This window comes from Paenibacillus sp. DS2015, assembly GCF_050433705.1.
In the GTDB taxonomy this organism is placed as follows: domain Bacteria; phylum Bacillota; class Bacilli; order Paenibacillales; family Paenibacillaceae; genus Paenibacillus_AQ.
In genome coordinates this window covers 264,589-280,272 of record NZ_JBNPWS010000003.1, presented here as the reverse complement: position 1 = coordinate 280,272, position 15,684 = coordinate 264,589, and the positions used below count along the sequence as shown (strand labels likewise).

Sequence of the window (15,684 nt, the reverse complement as noted above, 5' to 3'; positions counted from 1 at the left end):
AGAATCGGTAGAATTAACGGGAGAAAATCCAGTTAGATATAGAATATTGAGCTCTCTCCATTATTTAGCGGGAGAGTTTCCCGTTAAATGAAATCACGATTTGTACACAGAAACTGGCTCAACCCTCGAAATCGGTACTTGATTATTTCGTTAAGCAATAGTTTGGGTATTCAACCATAATTAAATGGATTACAGAAGGTAATGGTTAGCTCTACCTTCCAAAAAAAAGCATTACCTCGATTGAAATTCTTCAAGATAATGCTTGGAATTATACTCATACTCCAATGTCCCGCTTACTTCTGTATCACATTTACGTCTCTACAAGCTTACTTCCATATCGCGGTTTCTATATCATACTTCTATGTCACTCATCCTTCTCGATCACGGCTCCTGTGTCAGCCTTATACTCTCTCGAATCGGAAAAACTCACTATGATAATCGCCCAGCTTCTCCCCAACTGAGATACCTGCATACATTAAGGCATCTCCACCGAAAGCATCCGAACCTCCCACAAGTCTGTAATCAGCCTCAGGATCAAGCCCCTTTAACTTCAATCGACTAAGCGGAGCATTCGATTCTGATAAGATGCGGAAATAGAATACCGCCGCTTCCCGTCCGTCAGGCGATACGAACATCCAAGCCGTCTCATTGCCCTCGAAAGGGCTAAGAAGTCGGTAGAATTCACCAAATTGAATTAATCCACGTATTTCTTTGTAGATAGCTATTTGCTCTTTAACGACGTTCTTCTCTTCTTCACTGAACGCAGTTAAATCTAATTCGTATCCGAAGTTTCCAGACATCGCTACATGACCACGCATCTCCAGAGATGTGGTACGACCTACCTGATGGTTAGGTACAGCAGAGATATGTGACCCCATTGAACTAATAGGATAGACAAGACTTGTACCGTATTGAATTCTTAGGCGAGCTATCGCATCGGTATTATCGCTTGTCCACGTTTGTGGCATATAGTAGAGCATACCTGGATCGAAGCGACCTCCCCCACCCGAGCAACTCTCGAATAGAACATCAGGAAATGAGGACGTGATCCGTTCCATCACATCATATAAGCCCAACATGTAGCGGTGAGCCGTCTCCTGCTGCCTTTCCGGTGGCAATAGCGCAGAACCCACTTCTGTCATATTACGATTCATATCCCACTTCACATAAGTAATGGGGGCACACTTCAGAATATCACTCACCAACCGTACGATTTCATCCTGTACATCTTGGCGTGAGAAGTCGAGTACGAGTTGTTGTCTTCCTTCAGTACGACGTCGATCAGGTACATGCAGACACCAGTCTGGATGATTATGATACAAGTCGCTATCGGGCGACACCATCTCAGGTTCGAACCATAATCCAAACTGCATCCCCTGGTTCGTTACCCGACTCACTAAATCCTCAAGCCCATTCGGTAGCTTGTTCTTATCCACAACCCAATCACCAAGTGAGGAATTATCACTATCACGGTGACCGAACCATCCATCATCCAGTACAAATAATTCCACGCCTAAATCTTGGCCCACTTTCGCAATATCCTCAATTTTGTCTGCATTGAATTGGAAGTAGGTAGCCTCCCAGTTATTCACAAGTACAGGACGTTCTAGATCGCGATACTTACCACGAGCAAGTCGTTCACGATACAAATGATGATAGTTGTGCGACATACCCCCAAGTCCTTCGGCAGAGTATACCATAACAGCTTCAGGTGTCTGGAAGGATTGTCCCGCTTCTAACGTCCAATTAAATTCAAAAGGGTTAATGCCGAGTGACAATCTCGTTGTACGAAATTGATCAACCTCAGCTTGAGCAATAAAGCTACCGCTGTAGACAAGACTGAAGCCATAGACTTCACCTTGATCCTCATCGCTTCCTGGAGCAAGCAGCGCCGCAAATGGATTCTGCTGGTGACTGCTTGAGCCCCGGCGGCTTTCTACAGCTTGCATCCCATAGGTTAACGGCTTACGAACGATATCCCGTTCTCTGCTCCAAGCTCCTGATAATTGCAACCATTCATAATCTGCATGTGGAAAATCGACACTAGCACTCAGTGCACGTAATATTTGAATAGATTCACGACTGTCATTCACAATATTCATAGACCTAGTAATGGCATCGTAATGTTCAAAGGCTGTATATTGAAGCTCAATACGTAGACCCGACACTTTGTCTTGAAGCTCGACGATCAGCGTTGCTGCTTCATCCTCATGTTCAACATAGGTAGCTGGTAACCCTGTTAATGCGGGTTTCCCTTGCTCCACACGATGGGATACATATATAAATTCAGTGACCGTAGAACCATTCTGAAGACGACATTGCAAGAGCGGATGACGGAAATCACTAGTGCCGTAAACAGGAACTTCCTGCGGTAACGTATCGAAAGAAATCGTGCGATCCTCAGCTACTGGATTAGGGCTGAAGGAAGCGCGTTCCTGCGTTTTTAGAAGCCAACTTAAATCACCGGAGCGTAATTTTTTGCCATAATACAAATGAGCTAAATATCCCGAAGGCAGTACTTGAAATACATAACTTGCACTCTTAGTCTGTAAATGGAACAATTGCTGCGCATTATTAATGTAAATACCCATAATTCCCTCCTCAGGTAAAGGAACTGCTGTATGATGTAAAGCTACAATTCCCGACTTCAATATGTATTACTTATAGAGGTTGTTCAAAACTCCCATGGATGAAAATGGGAGTTTTGAACACGCACTTATATTGAATTGCCTTAAGCATACATTATCATCGCAACCATATCTACATCCTTCCATGTCTATTTCGTAAGCGATTACTTGTGAGAAGAGGGATCTAAATGGACAATCCGCCCGCACTTATTACCCCGGGCGAATTGAGCCGTGAACTTCACTATAGAATCGATACCATCCATTCAATCCAATAAGCAGCCGGTACCAATAATAACTGCGCAAGCACCGTTCCAGCTAATCGAGATATCATTAATAATCCAAAGATCTTATTGAGTGAAGTGATGTCCTTTTCACCTTTTAGCACCTTATCCGTTATTAGACCGATTTGTGGATCTATGAGTATAGTCAGTAAAATGGTTGCTATCCCATTGATTAGACCAGAGGACTGTGATGCGGCAATTGAGTATTCCGTCGTAAATGTCGAAGCTAATAGAGCTGCCAGTACTCCAATGGTGTAAATAGCGGTTACCACACAGTTTAGGATCACCAACCTTTTGGGTATACCACCGATTCTCAACCGTGACAACATCGACAACTTGGGAGGACTCATATGATATCGTGCGTTGGTTATTTTTTGAAAAGAGACCGATGAACGAATCATTTGAGGTATCGATCCAGCAACCTCTAGATGGGATATTATTCGAGATGAAAGTAAAACAGCGGATGGAAACAGCAATAAAGCCACAATTGTTCCTGCTGTTGCTGCACCAATAATAATCCGCAAATGAATAATGAGGTTATACTCTGCATAGTCTTTGGCGAAGTCTATAATTTTACCGGTAAGTGGGGCCTGAACCATGTTAGCTGTTCTTGAAATTAAGAGTATGATCCCAGTCAAAGATAAGGAAACGGCTAATTTCCCTAAACGCACTCCTGCTAAGCGAAGAGAATATGTAAGTGTCTCCGAAAGATGAATAATAAAAGTAAATAGCGCAACAAGCAGTACTTGTTCTATCAAACAAACACACCTCACTATTTCATAATGGCAACATTAAAATTCATGGGCACACATTACAAATAATACCATATATAATGAAGTTAACACAGATTAAGTTCATATTGAAAAGGACGTACCTCGAAAGGTACGTCCTTGTATTCAAATGCCTAATAGATGAGGATCCTAGAAATCAATTAAACTCAAACTGATCTGTAAAGCTTCATCTACTTTTTTCATGGTTTCATCATCAAGATGAGTGATCTTATCTGTGAGTCTCTGTTTGTCAATGGTCCTGACTTGTTCAAGCAAAATAACGGAATCACGATCAAATCCATGAGAGGCTGCGTCAATCTCAACATGGGTTGGCATCTTTGCCTTCTGGATTTGAGCGGTAATAGCCGCCACGATAACCGTCGGACTAAAACGATTACCAATGTCATTCTGAATGATCAATACCGGCCTCACCCCTCCCTGTTCGGAACCAACAACAGGAGAAAGGTCTGCGAAAAATACGTCGCCGCGTTTAAAAATCAATGTCTACACCCCGCTTACTGAGCGGCCTAGAGTGCTGTCTGCATCTTCTTCCGCATGAAAGGCCTCAGACGCCATGACCAAGTTAATCTTGGCCATTTCCATGTAGCCACGTTGCATAGACTCCCGGATATATCTTTTCTTCCGCTCTGTCAGATACAGTTTCATGGCTTGCCTGATGAGTTCACTACGGTTGGAATTCTCCAGTTGAGCGATCCCGTCCACTTCCTGCAAAAGATGATCTGGCAAACTGATCATTATTCTCTTGGTGTTCTGCATATTGGCCACCTTCTCTTCCACCCCCACAACACCTTGTGCAACAGTATAACTCTATTTATAGGAATTTATACAAAAGAATATATATGCCGATCGTATATCAGTTATGCTGTATTCCATTATAAACTACAACTGACATATTAGTATATATATTCTCTCATATCTAATATTCTTTATTCCTTAAATAAAGTTCATAAATAGATGGTAGGTGTTATATCCTCCCTTATTTCAATAAAGGATTGATAAGTTGTTGAATGGAGCCCTTCCGAGTATAGACTCGCGGGATTCGAGCAGCTAACATACAGATCACTTCGTAGGGAATGGTGCCAAGCTGGGATGCCAGTTCGTCTGCCGTGATACACACGTCAGATTGCTGGCCGATGAGTACAACCTCTTCACCGACTTGAATTTTTTCTGCTTGTTCAGCAAAAGATTGCAGCGATACCATACACTGGTCCATGCAGATGTTTCCGACGACAGGAACGCGGCGTCCGCGAATCAGTACTTCCGCTTTGCCAGTCAACATTCGAGAATATCCATCGGCGTAGCCGATGGGGATCGTAGCAATGACTTCATCGTGTTCTGTCACATACGTACTCCCATAACTAATACCCGAATGAGGGGGAAGTGTTTTGATAAATACTGCTTGCGTCTTCAGCGTCAATACCGGGGTTAGTACCACCTTGCGACGATTCACTTTCTCCGAAGGATAGAGCCCATATAAGCTAATCCCTATACGCACCATATTGTAAGATAAAAGTGGTGTGTCTATCGCCGTGGCACTATTTCCCGTATGTATAATGGGGATAGAATAGCCCTTCTCCCGTAGTACGTCCACCACGCCTTGAAACCGTCGGAACTGCTCCAATGTATAGTCCTTGTCTTCTTCGTCTGCTTTAGCGAAATGGGTAAACATTCCCTCTACTTGAACTTGTGGCAGTGAAAAAGCTTCTTCAATAAAAGAGATAGCATCTTCACCTGGAAACAATCCAAGCCGTCCCATTCCGCTATCAATCTTGATGTGTACTTTCAATCTTCTGGAGGAATTCTCGATAGGAAGCCGAGCCATTGCCTGCATAACCTCTGTCGAAAAAAGAGTGATGGTAATGTCGTACTCCCATGCCGTTAGAATCGCCTCAGGTGGCGTATAGCCTAGAACTAAAATGGGCAAAACAATACCTGCTTGTCGCAGTTCTATGGCTTCATCCAAAAAAGCAACACTGAGGTAACTCGCACCCAGAATTTCCATCTCCCGTGCTACTTCCACTGCACCATGTCCGTATGCATTGGCTTTAACACATGCTAGAATCATCATATCTCTGGGCAATGCTGTACGAAAAGCTTCATAATTTGCTTGCAGATGATCTAGATTAATCTCCGCTGTTGTAGGTCGATAATTCACTTGCAATTCCATTCACCTTCTCCAAATATTTAAGCCTCTTGATTCATGATGGACTACAGTAACGTTATATACTAATGTTAATGTTCGGGAAGGTGCCTGTCAATCATGAGCGATCCTCATGCATCGTAATTATTCTCCTATTCAACAACGGATAAAGAATAGACGGACCGCCGATATGTAGAGGGAATAATAGCCCTGACCATACTGGAATCCGCCTACAATAATTACTTACCCGATTGTTCCTGTAAAGAAGCGGCAATATGCATCATTTCACTGACTGGAAGATTTGCACTGGTAATTCGGAACTCAATACCATTATCCATCCATGTTAGTGTCTGCTGCTCATCCCCAGTTAATGCACCCATCGTGAAGCCTAAATCAATACCTGTTGCAGGAGCAAGCGATGTTACTCGATCAGCAGGTCTTGCTTCTATGATTGTGAATTGATAAGCGCCATCATATCGCAACAGCACCGAATGATCTTTGCTATCTGCTACTTGATTCGCGTCCTTGAGCTTCACACCCGTCGGTAAATATCCCGGTTCAATAGTTCCAAATCCGCCTAGTTCCTTCATTACAAATTCTTGCGTAACTCCTTCTACTCCCTGCTCTTCAGTCACGATCAGGTTGCCATTCTCATCGACTTCTGCAAGGGCACCCACAGATGAATTATTTAATGCAGTCATGTTACGCTGCATATCAAATGAATCTTTTTCAAACTTGGTATCAAAATTAAATTCATTAAATTTCACTTCCACGATAACACGTGCTTCAGAATCGGACACTTGAACTTGTTTAGGTTCATAGTTGTCTTTGCTAAGCCAAATTTTTTGCCGTACTAAAGATTGACTGTGGTAGTTCGCAGCAACTTCAAACACATAACTTTCCTTATCATCTGCAAATTGACGCGAATTATCGCTTAGAATGCCACGAAGGAGCGTCTGATACAAATATACTTGCCCTTGATTCTCTGGCCAATCACTCTGAAATCTGAAGCTTTTGTTTAAGCTTGGCGTAAGTACGAATACACCATCATCATTTCGCAAGACAATCTGGGTAACATTCTTCTGAGCATTCTTCAGACTAATCCGATAGTATGACGGATTCTGGTACCATACTTCCACTTGATACTCCTGCGGACTTTCTCCAGTGTACAACGTCATGGTGCCTGAACCTTGATATGATCCTGTTTTACTCTCCAACTTATCTGACACGTCGTTTAGATCCTTTACTACAGCAGAGGCGTCCTTCTTCCCGCATCCTGCCAACACGACGGTAACGCATAACACCACGGCGAGCACCCATGATATCCGGCGCATGACATCATCCCCTTCAGCACATATATTGAATTGATTAGTACATGTCTATGAGGGACTTGTTCACATTATGCAGACTAGCATGACAAGCTTGGAAAATGGTTGGCGTGCGTGGCATTGGTGATAGGTGATAGAACAGTGCTTGACACGGCCCTTTCGGGTTCAGTCTATGTCTACAGCCCGTAAATTTTTGAGAATAATCACTTGGGGTATTACAGAAGTTCATTCGATTAACTGTAGGGGAATGCATGTTTGTGCGGAAAATCACAATTTATATGTCGCTCAGGCTACAGAACATTTTAGGAGAATGTACTATTATATTGAAATCTCCTATTTACTATAAATAAGAGTTCACAGTCGCTTTGAAACAAATCATAGCTTGAAGTATTAATTTAGAAAATAGGAGGAAATCGAATGAAAACCACAACTTCACCCCAGAATCAGCCATCAGTTATTATTGCCGTATCCCAGAAGAGTGTTGGTGTAGCCTTATTACTAACATTTATTTTTGGACCGTTGGGTCTATTTTATTCATCCATCGCAGGCGGGATCATCATGTTATGTGTTAATGCATTTGTTCTTTTAATTAGTATTCTCACAGCTGGGTTTGGCGGAGTGCTATTCTTTCTTACCCAACTGATCTGTATTATTTGGGGAGTAACCGCTGCCCAAAAATACAATAAAAGGATTATGTCCGGAAAGGTCATGTAATGAGTCAGAAGAAGGTAATGGAGTATCAATATTATGACTTCCTTAAATATCATTTATTAATGATATTGATCCCGATGTTACTTATCATCGTATTGTATTTTGAGAGTATTGTCAGTGTGGTTTCGGATATTTACCGATTTTATAGGGTGCTTTTTGGTGAAGACGACAGTAAACCTCTGATCCTCTTCTTAATTATTCTGAAGAAACTTATTAAGTTAGGACTGTCTACGTTTTTACTCTTCCTAATCGCAAAGGTTATAAAGACTGGGCTTTACTTCCTGCCGTATCTTGCACTAAAGGGGCGTCCTACACTGACTTTCATAAAAATTGTGAAGATAGGAATCAGGAATATTATTCCGGTTTTTATGGTTACTTTTGCAGGTGGCATACTCATTAGTGCAGTAAGTTCATTTGTTTTGCTCATACCCATACTGAATGTGTTTAGTTTCTTGGTGGTTCCGTTTCTGTTGGCGCTCATGACGGTTCTATATGACTATGCATTTTCGATAAACCAATTACATGGAAAACCTATTTACTATGATTTACATCGGCATTTCTATGATCTATATATGGAAGATAAGCGTTTTTTATTATATGCCACATTACTCGCACTTTCCTATTTCGTAATGGGTGCTGTGCTGGTGCGGCCCTTTATACAAATGCAAATTACCAAACGCCTTGAAAATGTAAGCAAACATAGTATGAATGATGTCCCCTATGTGATGAGTTTCTAATACAACAAGATACAAGCTACCCGAAAGGATTCAGTAGATTTGAAGGATTTCATATTAGATGAGTTATGGATTAAATATAAGGGAGTAAAAAAAATGGGACAAGTCAAAGAGCCAATACAGGGAATAATCTTGATATATATTCTATACCCATTGCAGAGGATGTTTGATACCTTATTCATAGCTAAGTAATATTCTAATATTTCATACCAGAGCGAAAGCTCTGGTATCTTTGTGAACCTAAGAACACAGAATGTTTAGACGAAGGTAGTATCATACTTATGTGTAGAATGCCATCTTCGTTCATCACCAGAACTCGCTCCATTTCCTGTAATCTTTTGTATGGCTTGCAAATCCAGAATATAGAATAGCTTATTTTGGATTCCGATTATACCTTCCGATTTAAACTCTTGCAACACTCTTGCTGCCGATTCTCTGCCCACACCAATCATGCTGGCAAAATGCTGTTGGGTTATTTTCCAGTTGATAAGTCTGCCATCTTCCGTTTCGATACCGAAATTTGAATATAGATCCAGTAGTAAATTTGCTACTCGTACTCGTGTATCCAAAAATCCTAAATATTCTAGTTTACGATCTGCTTGTGTCAAACGCTCACTTAGTATGTATATTGTCTTTCGCAATATTTCTGGATACAGCTTGACAAGTTCGTCCATATCTTGGCGTTTAATTACCCATAGGGTTGTAGGTTCTATTGTAGCGACAGAAGCTGTTCTGCGGTTGTCATAATGAAACAATTCCAATTCTCCAATGGCTTCACCCAAGAACTGGTGTCCAAAAATTATTTCATGTCCCTCATCTTGTCGGTAAATTTTAAGGGAACCTGACTTAATGATATACATTTCATGACCTTCGTCACCGTATTGATACAGGATTTGCCCCTTGGGGAAAGTGCGCTCAATGAACTTGGAAGCAACCAGATTTCTGTTCTCATCTTCAATAATGTCATTAAAAAATGGAGTATCTGTTACTAGATTATACATATCTATATGAACTCCTCCTGTTGCTCTAAATGCGTCTAACTTCATATTTGATTATAGCGCAACAATTGCATTGTGAGTAAGTTCTTTAGAAGATTGAGATCCCCCGGTTCAACGAACAACAAATAAAGCCAGCCGAATTCGGCTGGCTTCTTGCATAAACACAATAAGTGTACAAATATCTGTAAAGTCCCTCCATTAACAGGTACTCTATCGCAATAACTACCAATATTTAAGTTCAAACTTTATTTCTTACTAACAATAGATACACTGTAGCCTTTTGCATCCCATTTCACTTTAGCACCAAGTGCTTCACTCACAAAACGCAGTGGAACAAATGTATTATTATTTATTACTTTCGGAGCTTCCGTCAGTTGAACGCTGACTCCATTAACCATTGCTTGTTTTGAACCAATCTTTAATGTAATAGTATCTGCGCCTAAACTAGCTTTGATCGTTTGTTGCTTTTGGTCCCACACAAGTTTAGCACCAAGGTATTCAAATATAGCTCGCATCGGAACTAACACTGTAGCATTACTAAGCTGTGGGACTGGACTAAGATTCACTTTACTTCCATCAATATATACTTGGATTTTTTGGACTTTACGTTCTAATGTAATAACCATTTTATAACCCTTATACGTCTCATATGTAAGGATTAATTGATCTCCTGCAAAGGTTAACTTCCCTTCTTTTTCCTTAAGGTTTTCTTCTGAACCGCTGTACTGAAATGTTGCTATTGTACTTGATTTGAATTGAAGTTCAGTGCTAAACAACTCATCTGAAGAAAACGGATTTTCATAATATGCATACATTTTATACCCGTTTGCCACAGTTTTGCTTTTATCCATAGTTAGATAATAAGTCGTATCTGGAGAAACCGATTGCCATTCTCCAACATAACTTGAGATAGCCTTGGTACTCGAATTTGCTGAGATAGTAGTAACTGTACTGAATAACACCAATAAACTGATTAATAACATTCCTATTCTTTTCATAATAATTACACCTCTTCATTCATATTTAATTCATAATCATAGTCCAGTATCGTTCTATACATAGAATAGTCCATCCTACGAAAAAGTTCTGTAGCCTATCCCACATATAATTTGTGATTTCCAGCACAAATAAGCAAACTTTGGATTCACTTTCATGATCTTAACTTTGCTAATTACAAATTTGAACTTGGACTCTTCGTACTATTAACTTCCTCAGGTCTTTGGATAAAAAAAGAGCAGGAACGATTCATTCGCTCCTGCCCTTACATAATGGTTTATTCAATTCATTTAAACCACTTGCATTCTAACTCTTCTCCCTCTATTCTTGCGGTCTTCCACCCGGTTCCAACCCGGATTCAGAAGCTGTCATCAATGGTTTCACAGATAGATCTGTGTGTACACGAACCTGACAGGAGAGACGGATATTAGGATCTGTGATCTCTTTTTTCGCTAGTAGTTCTGCTTCCAACTCCTCGATGGGTCCTGCATCACCCTCCAAAATCTCAACACGGCAAGTTGTACATCTAGCATTCCCTCCACATCGGTGTAATATATCTACACCGTTGTCTTCTAGAACAAGCACTAGTTTTCTGTCAACCTCGGCTTGAAATGAGCCTTTTCCTTCTACTTGAATTGTTGGCATTTTGAATAACTCCCTTCGTTACTACTCTTCTACTCCACCTGATCAAGACATCGATTAGTAAGAATTTATTATGGAGCCGTAATCTGTTCTATACTAATCTATTCTCTGAACTTTATCACCTTTTTAAGCTCAATACCGGTGGTATGCTCGTCTCTTCCTACTTCAGCTGGGGTTATGGTATGAAATCGTTGTAACATTAGACAATAACCTGTAAATTAGAATAAACACAGTTTCAAGCAACTTTGATGAACTTAATCTCTGTATATATTTTTAATTACTTTTCTAATGGAGGATATGAAGCCAATGCCTAAGCCGTTTGCGCTACCCGTAAAGAAGAAAGTTGATCTGACATCCATTGATCCTAGAGATACAGGTCATTTCAAGAATAAAGAGGATGTAGTTGAGGAAACTGAAAAGTTGAAGAAAGAGTTCCAAGAGTTGCAGGAGAAACTTGCTGCGGGTAAGAAAGAGGCTATTCTATTCGTATTTCAAGGGATGGATTGTAGTGGAAAAGACGGCGTCATCAAAAATGTCTTCTCGGGTATCAATCCACAAGGAGTTTACGCCTACAGTTTCAAAACACCCACCGCGGAAGAAAGTCAGCATGATTTCCTATGGCGAGTCCACAGTAAAATTCCTGCTCCTGGCCAAATCGTAACTTTCAACCGATCGTATTATGAAGACGTACTTATTACACGTGTTCACGATATCATCACTGACAAGGAAGCCAATCGTAGATTCAAACATATTAACCATTTTGAGTCATTATTAAGCGATAACCATGTAAAGATCGTGAAAATCTTCCTCCACATCTCGAAGGAATTCCAGTTAGAAAAGCTCAAAAGCCGCATTGAAGATCCAAGTAAAAATTGGAAGTTTGATCCGAGTGATTTAGCTGAAAGAAACTTATGGAAGCAATACCGTAAATCTTATGAGGATGTCTTAGAGAAATGTAGTACAGAAAGCCCATGGCATGTTGTCCCATCAGATCATAGATGGTATCGAAATTATGCCGTGTTGAGCATCGTGGTAGAGTCCTTGCGGAAGCTACACTTGCAAGAACCTCCTGCTAATCCGGATCTGCAAGAGTATCTCAAAGAGCTAATCTAGAAGAAACGGATACCCTCGTTAAAATACGAATCGATATGTACCTACCCAGGCGGCATCAGACTCTCTTGGCCTTGCAGTGGCTTAATGTCACTGCAAGGCGGACGAAGCGTAAACTCAGTTAGCACTTTGGCGATTCGCTGTGAACAACAGATTAGGTTGATGATTGAGGTAACTCTGGCCGAATGCAACAAAAAGTGGAAATTGAAAAATTGATATTCCACTTTTTGTATGCTTTTTTACTGTGCTGTTAATGAAACAGACGCGGACGTTAATTCGATATTTTTTCATTGACCGTCAATGGAATTAGCAGAGTGTAATCATGGTTCCGGTCTACTTCATAGAATATGATGGTTGGCGTAGATGGAGCGATAGCGTAAGCGTAGCAATGCTTCATGTTCTAGCGTTACCTCATGGTCATTTTTCCAAAATAATATTTATTATTTCATTTTACAATTAAATAAGCACCAAACATAATAACGGCGATCCCGATTACTTTGGTTAAATTAATCGTTTCATGAAATAGAAAAAAGGCTGGAATTAAGGCTAGAACATAGGCAAAGCTCTGCAGAGGATAAGCAATGCTCAGTGGCAATTTGGATAGAACAATGAACCACAAGACTGTTGCAATACCATAGAGACATAGCCCGCTCCAGATATGAATGGAGGTTACCAGCCTCAACCAGTGGAGCCCACCGCTATTTTGAAGTCCAAGTTTAAATAGAATTTGCCCGAACACAAGCAGGATAATGTTAAGGAGCAAAATAATATAGCTACTGATGCTGTTCATGAAGATCAGATTCCTTTCCTTTTAAAATTGTTATTACTTGTGTTAAGCGTAAAACCTGCTGGCTGAGCTTGGTAACAACAAGAGTCAAATGCAAAATGAATACGAAACAAAATAATAAACCAAACAGAAATAGTAGCGCAGGAGCATATTCGATATGTAGCCAAATGGCAAGCTTTTCTATTAATCTCACATTCATAGAAATGATCAAAAGCAAGACACCCATCAATATCCAGAGCAAAGAATATTGCTCTTTTAATTTTCGACGCCTTACCAGTTCAAGAATCACAATCAAAAAAAGAACGGAAAATAAGATGGATAGAAGGTAAATATTGATCATGATTTCACCTCACTGAAGCGGACCACACTTATGAGAACCGACAAGGTCACCTTCACCATATAGTAGGCTGATTTAACAGGTGTAATGGATGATTTTCCGGCTTCTCTTTGGCGCATTTCAACCTTGACTTCAACCAGTTTACATTTCCTGCTGGTGAGATAAACGATGGACTCCACTTCAGGATAATCCATTGGATAGTAGTCTGCATAAATCGCAATGACCCTTTGTCCTGCTGCACGAAATCCACTGGTTGTATCCGTAAACCGTTGTCTCGTGACGAGGCTGACTAGCAGAGAGAAAAAACGTATACCCACTTTCCGCATGAGCGGAGAACGATAGGACGTTTGTTCCAGAAAACGTGATCCGATAACCAGATCGTTTTCTTTTACTCTAGACAAAAGCTTTGGAAGGTCTGTCGCGGCATGTTGACCGTCAGCATCCATTTGCACAGCGACATCATATCCATTATCCCGGGCGTAAATATACCCCGTTTGCATGGAAGCTCCAATCCCTACATTAAAGGGCATGCTAAGTACTTTAGTCCCTTCTCCTCTTGCCACAGCCTCCGTATTATCTGTTGATCCGTCATTAATGACAAGTATATCAGCAGCGGGCATATGACTCTGGATCTCACGGATGACGTACTGTATGCTCAACTCCTCATTATATGCCGGGATGATAACCAGCACTTTAAACATACTCCTTCACCTCTATTTTATTGGTTTTTTCCGTTTGAAAGACCGATATTACTTCGTAGATCATGTAGCTCGCAAATAATAGAAAAAACATTGCCATTGGGTAACCGTATCTGGACATCGCAACAAATGGGAGTTGGACAGCGGTAAAATAAAATACCGTCAGAAGAACCGGAAGCAAAGTCTTCCCAGTCTTACGAATACACGCCCAAAACATACCTATGAGGCCACCCAAAACAATCATAATTTGCATATTACTAACAATGTTTTTTTTAATTGAGAAAATATCATGCAAGTAGAATGGAACCATATAGAGGGAATGCAATCTGCCGATGGTATAATGATGAATATATCTTAATGGTTCATGTACCAAGCCGTATTTTAGAATATCCAATCCTTTGGTAACCGCCTCTCGATCGGAACCGATAAAGATGGTATTGGGCTCATACTGTGGGAAAGCGGCAAAAAATCCGGCAGACGGAGGCTGGTACTGAATTCGTGTTCCAAGAAGGAACGGACTCCCAGCAGAACTTGTAAACAAAATAAAATGGCCAAAGGTTATGTAATTTCGAATCCACCACGGGACCAGTAGGACGATATAGGCGCCAATGATAGTGAGCGTGAACCGAACGATTTCTTTAAACGAATAGCGGTGAACTAACCATAGAATTAGCATCATGCACGGAAATAATGATGCTTGCGGCTTAAAATAGGCTGCCGATGCAGTTAGCAACCCCACGCCAATGTACCAACCCATTTTTTTGGTATGAAGAGCAGTGATCATGACACACAAAAGAATCAGGACGATAAAACGGAAGATAGACTCGGTCAGAATAGAACCGGAAGTAAAGTAATCTGGAAGATATGCAGCGGCTAATAGTGAGGTGATAATAGCGGCACGATGATTGAAGGTATACCTAGCGATATAATATACTGGAAAAATACAAAGCGCCTGCAGAAAGGCTTGAAAGATTCTAAAAGCTGTTACACCGCTGTACTGTTCCCCAAAAATCGCCATAAATCCGCTTAAAGCAATGGGTAACCCTGGCATAATAAAAGTGGAAGGCTCGTTTCCTGAATTATAGGCAAGAGTGCTTTCATTAATGAGCACTCTTGCACTGTGAATATATTTAACATCATCATTATTGAGCTTAAGAGGATCTCCCAGCAGGAGACGGTCGCCATGGACCAGTACGACGATCATTGATATAAGAAATACAGCAGATGATACGATCAGCAAGAATCGTATTGTGTTAGCTTCCTTGAAATAAGTAGAAAACAAAATTTTAACCTCCGTTGAAAATAAATTTGCAATCCTAAGCTAAGAAAGTTGGGTCTTCAAAAAAAATCCACAATTAGTTATAATATGTATCTATTTGTAATATGAGAGTTTGTTATACTTTATATGTAAATGTTTTAAAATACAATAGATTAAGGAAGTATATTCAAGTTAAGTTTACTGAAGTGGCCATTCAGTAGTTTTATTGTTTCAACTTGCAAATAC

16 protein-coding genes are annotated in these 15,684 nt (G+C 40.6%); 3 read left to right on the top strand and 13 right to left on the bottom strand.

The features are described from left to right. Nucleotides 1–401: 401 nt before the first annotated feature. The 6 genes from J2T13_RS04880 to J2T13_RS04855 all read right to left on the bottom strand — a co-directional run bounded on the left by J2T13_RS04880 (nucleotide 402) and on the right by J2T13_RS04855 (nucleotide 7,173). On the bottom strand, nucleotides 402–2,591 hold the full coding sequence (locus tag J2T13_RS04880) for an alpha-galactosidase (protein WP_429368870.1): 2,190 nt from the start codon (nucleotides 2,589–2,591) through the stop codon (nucleotides 402–404). A 277-nt stretch (nucleotides 2,592–2,868) separates the two neighbouring features. Beyond that, a complete protein-coding gene (locus tag J2T13_RS04875; RefSeq protein ID WP_429368868.1) occupies nucleotides 2,869–3,666 on the bottom strand; it encodes a lipid II flippase Amj family protein in 798 nt (265 codons plus the stop codon). Between the two features lie 162 nt (nucleotides 3,667–3,828). After that, nucleotides 3,829–4,179: a type II toxin-antitoxin system PemK/MazF family toxin gene (locus J2T13_RS04870; RefSeq protein WP_429368866.1), complete on the bottom strand. Its 351-nt coding sequence runs from the start codon at nucleotides 4,177–4,179 to the stop codon at nucleotides 3,829–3,831. A gap of 3 nt (nucleotides 4,180–4,182) precedes the next feature. Continuing rightward, the gene (locus J2T13_RS04865) at nucleotides 4,183–4,464 is read right to left on the bottom strand and encodes a CopG family ribbon-helix-helix protein (protein WP_429368937.1); all 282 of its coding nucleotides are present in this window, start codon (nucleotides 4,462–4,464) and stop codon (nucleotides 4,183–4,185) included. Nucleotides 4,465–4,675: 211 nt separating this feature from the next. Beyond that, nucleotides 4,676–5,860: an alanine racemase gene (alr, locus tag J2T13_RS04860; RefSeq protein ID WP_429368935.1), complete on the bottom strand. Its 1,185-nt coding sequence runs from the start codon at nucleotides 5,858–5,860 to the stop codon at nucleotides 4,676–4,678. A 218-nt stretch (nucleotides 5,861–6,078) separates the two neighbouring features. After that, the gene (locus J2T13_RS04855; RefSeq protein ID WP_429368864.1) at nucleotides 6,079–7,173 is read right to left on the bottom strand and encodes a LolA family protein; all 1,095 of its coding nucleotides are present in this window, start codon (nucleotides 7,171–7,173) and stop codon (nucleotides 6,079–6,081) included. Between the two features lie 411 nt (nucleotides 7,174–7,584). Here J2T13_RS04855 and J2T13_RS04850 point away from each other — a divergent pair, with 411 nt between their 5' ends. Continuing rightward, nucleotides 7,585–7,881, top strand: a complete 297-nt coding sequence (locus tag J2T13_RS04850; RefSeq protein WP_429368862.1) for a hypothetical protein — start codon at nucleotides 7,585–7,587, stop codon at nucleotides 7,879–7,881. After that, nucleotides 7,881–8,615: a hypothetical protein gene (locus J2T13_RS04845; RefSeq protein ID WP_429368860.1), complete on the top strand. Its 735-nt coding sequence runs from the start codon at nucleotides 7,881–7,883 to the stop codon at nucleotides 8,613–8,615. Before J2T13_RS04850 ends, J2T13_RS04845 begins: the two co-directional genes overlap by 1 nt. 254 nt (nucleotides 8,616–8,869) lie before the next feature. Here J2T13_RS04845 and J2T13_RS04840 read toward each other — a convergent pair whose 3' ends face one another. The 3 genes from J2T13_RS04840 to J2T13_RS04830 form a co-directional block, all read right to left on the bottom strand. Next, complete coding sequence (locus J2T13_RS04840) at nucleotides 8,870–9,658, bottom strand: Crp/Fnr family transcriptional regulator (protein WP_429368858.1); 789 nt, start codon at nucleotides 9,656–9,658, stop codon at nucleotides 8,870–8,872. Nucleotides 9,659–9,855: 197 nt separating this feature from the next. Beyond that, entirely contained in the window at nucleotides 9,856–10,608 is a 753-nt protein-coding gene (locus J2T13_RS04835; protein WP_429368856.1) for a stalk domain-containing protein, read from the bottom strand. Between the two features lie 319 nt (nucleotides 10,609–10,927). Continuing rightward, a complete protein-coding gene (locus J2T13_RS04830) occupies nucleotides 10,928–11,251 on the bottom strand; it encodes a 2Fe-2S iron-sulfur cluster-binding protein (protein ID WP_429368854.1) in 324 nt (107 codons plus the stop codon). Nucleotides 11,252–11,545: 294 nt separating this feature from the next. Between J2T13_RS04830 and J2T13_RS04825 the strand changes: the two genes are divergently transcribed. Further along, the gene (locus tag J2T13_RS04825; protein WP_429368933.1) at nucleotides 11,546–12,361 is read left to right on the top strand and encodes a PPK2 family polyphosphate kinase; all 816 of its coding nucleotides are present in this window, start codon (nucleotides 11,546–11,548) and stop codon (nucleotides 12,359–12,361) included. A 442-nt stretch (nucleotides 12,362–12,803) separates the two neighbouring features. Here J2T13_RS04825 and J2T13_RS04820 read toward each other — a convergent pair whose 3' ends face one another. The 4 genes from J2T13_RS04820 to J2T13_RS04805 are packed head-to-tail and all read right to left on the bottom strand — an operon-like array spanning nucleotide 12,804 to nucleotide 15,462. Next, complete coding sequence (locus J2T13_RS04820) at nucleotides 12,804–13,148, bottom strand: EamA family transporter (RefSeq protein WP_429368852.1); 345 nt, start codon at nucleotides 13,146–13,148, stop codon at nucleotides 12,804–12,806. Next, a complete protein-coding gene (locus tag J2T13_RS04815) occupies nucleotides 13,132–13,485 on the bottom strand; it encodes a DUF2304 domain-containing protein (RefSeq protein ID WP_429368850.1) in 354 nt (117 codons plus the stop codon). The genes J2T13_RS04820 and J2T13_RS04815 overlap by 17 nt, the downstream gene beginning before the upstream one ends. Continuing rightward, nucleotides 13,482–14,183 (bottom strand): glycosyltransferase family 2 protein, encoded by a 702-nt coding sequence (locus tag J2T13_RS04810; protein WP_429368848.1) that lies wholly within the window; start codon nucleotides 14,181–14,183, stop codon nucleotides 13,482–13,484. The genes J2T13_RS04815 and J2T13_RS04810 overlap by 4 nt, the downstream gene beginning before the upstream one ends. Next, nucleotides 14,176–15,462 carry an ArnT family glycosyltransferase gene (locus J2T13_RS04805; RefSeq protein WP_429368846.1) on the bottom strand — a complete coding sequence of 429 codons (1,287 nt, stop codon included), beginning with the start codon at nucleotides 15,460–15,462 and terminating at the stop codon, nucleotides 14,176–14,178. The genes J2T13_RS04810 and J2T13_RS04805 overlap by 8 nt, the downstream gene beginning before the upstream one ends. Nucleotides 15,463–15,684: the final 222 nt, after the last annotated feature.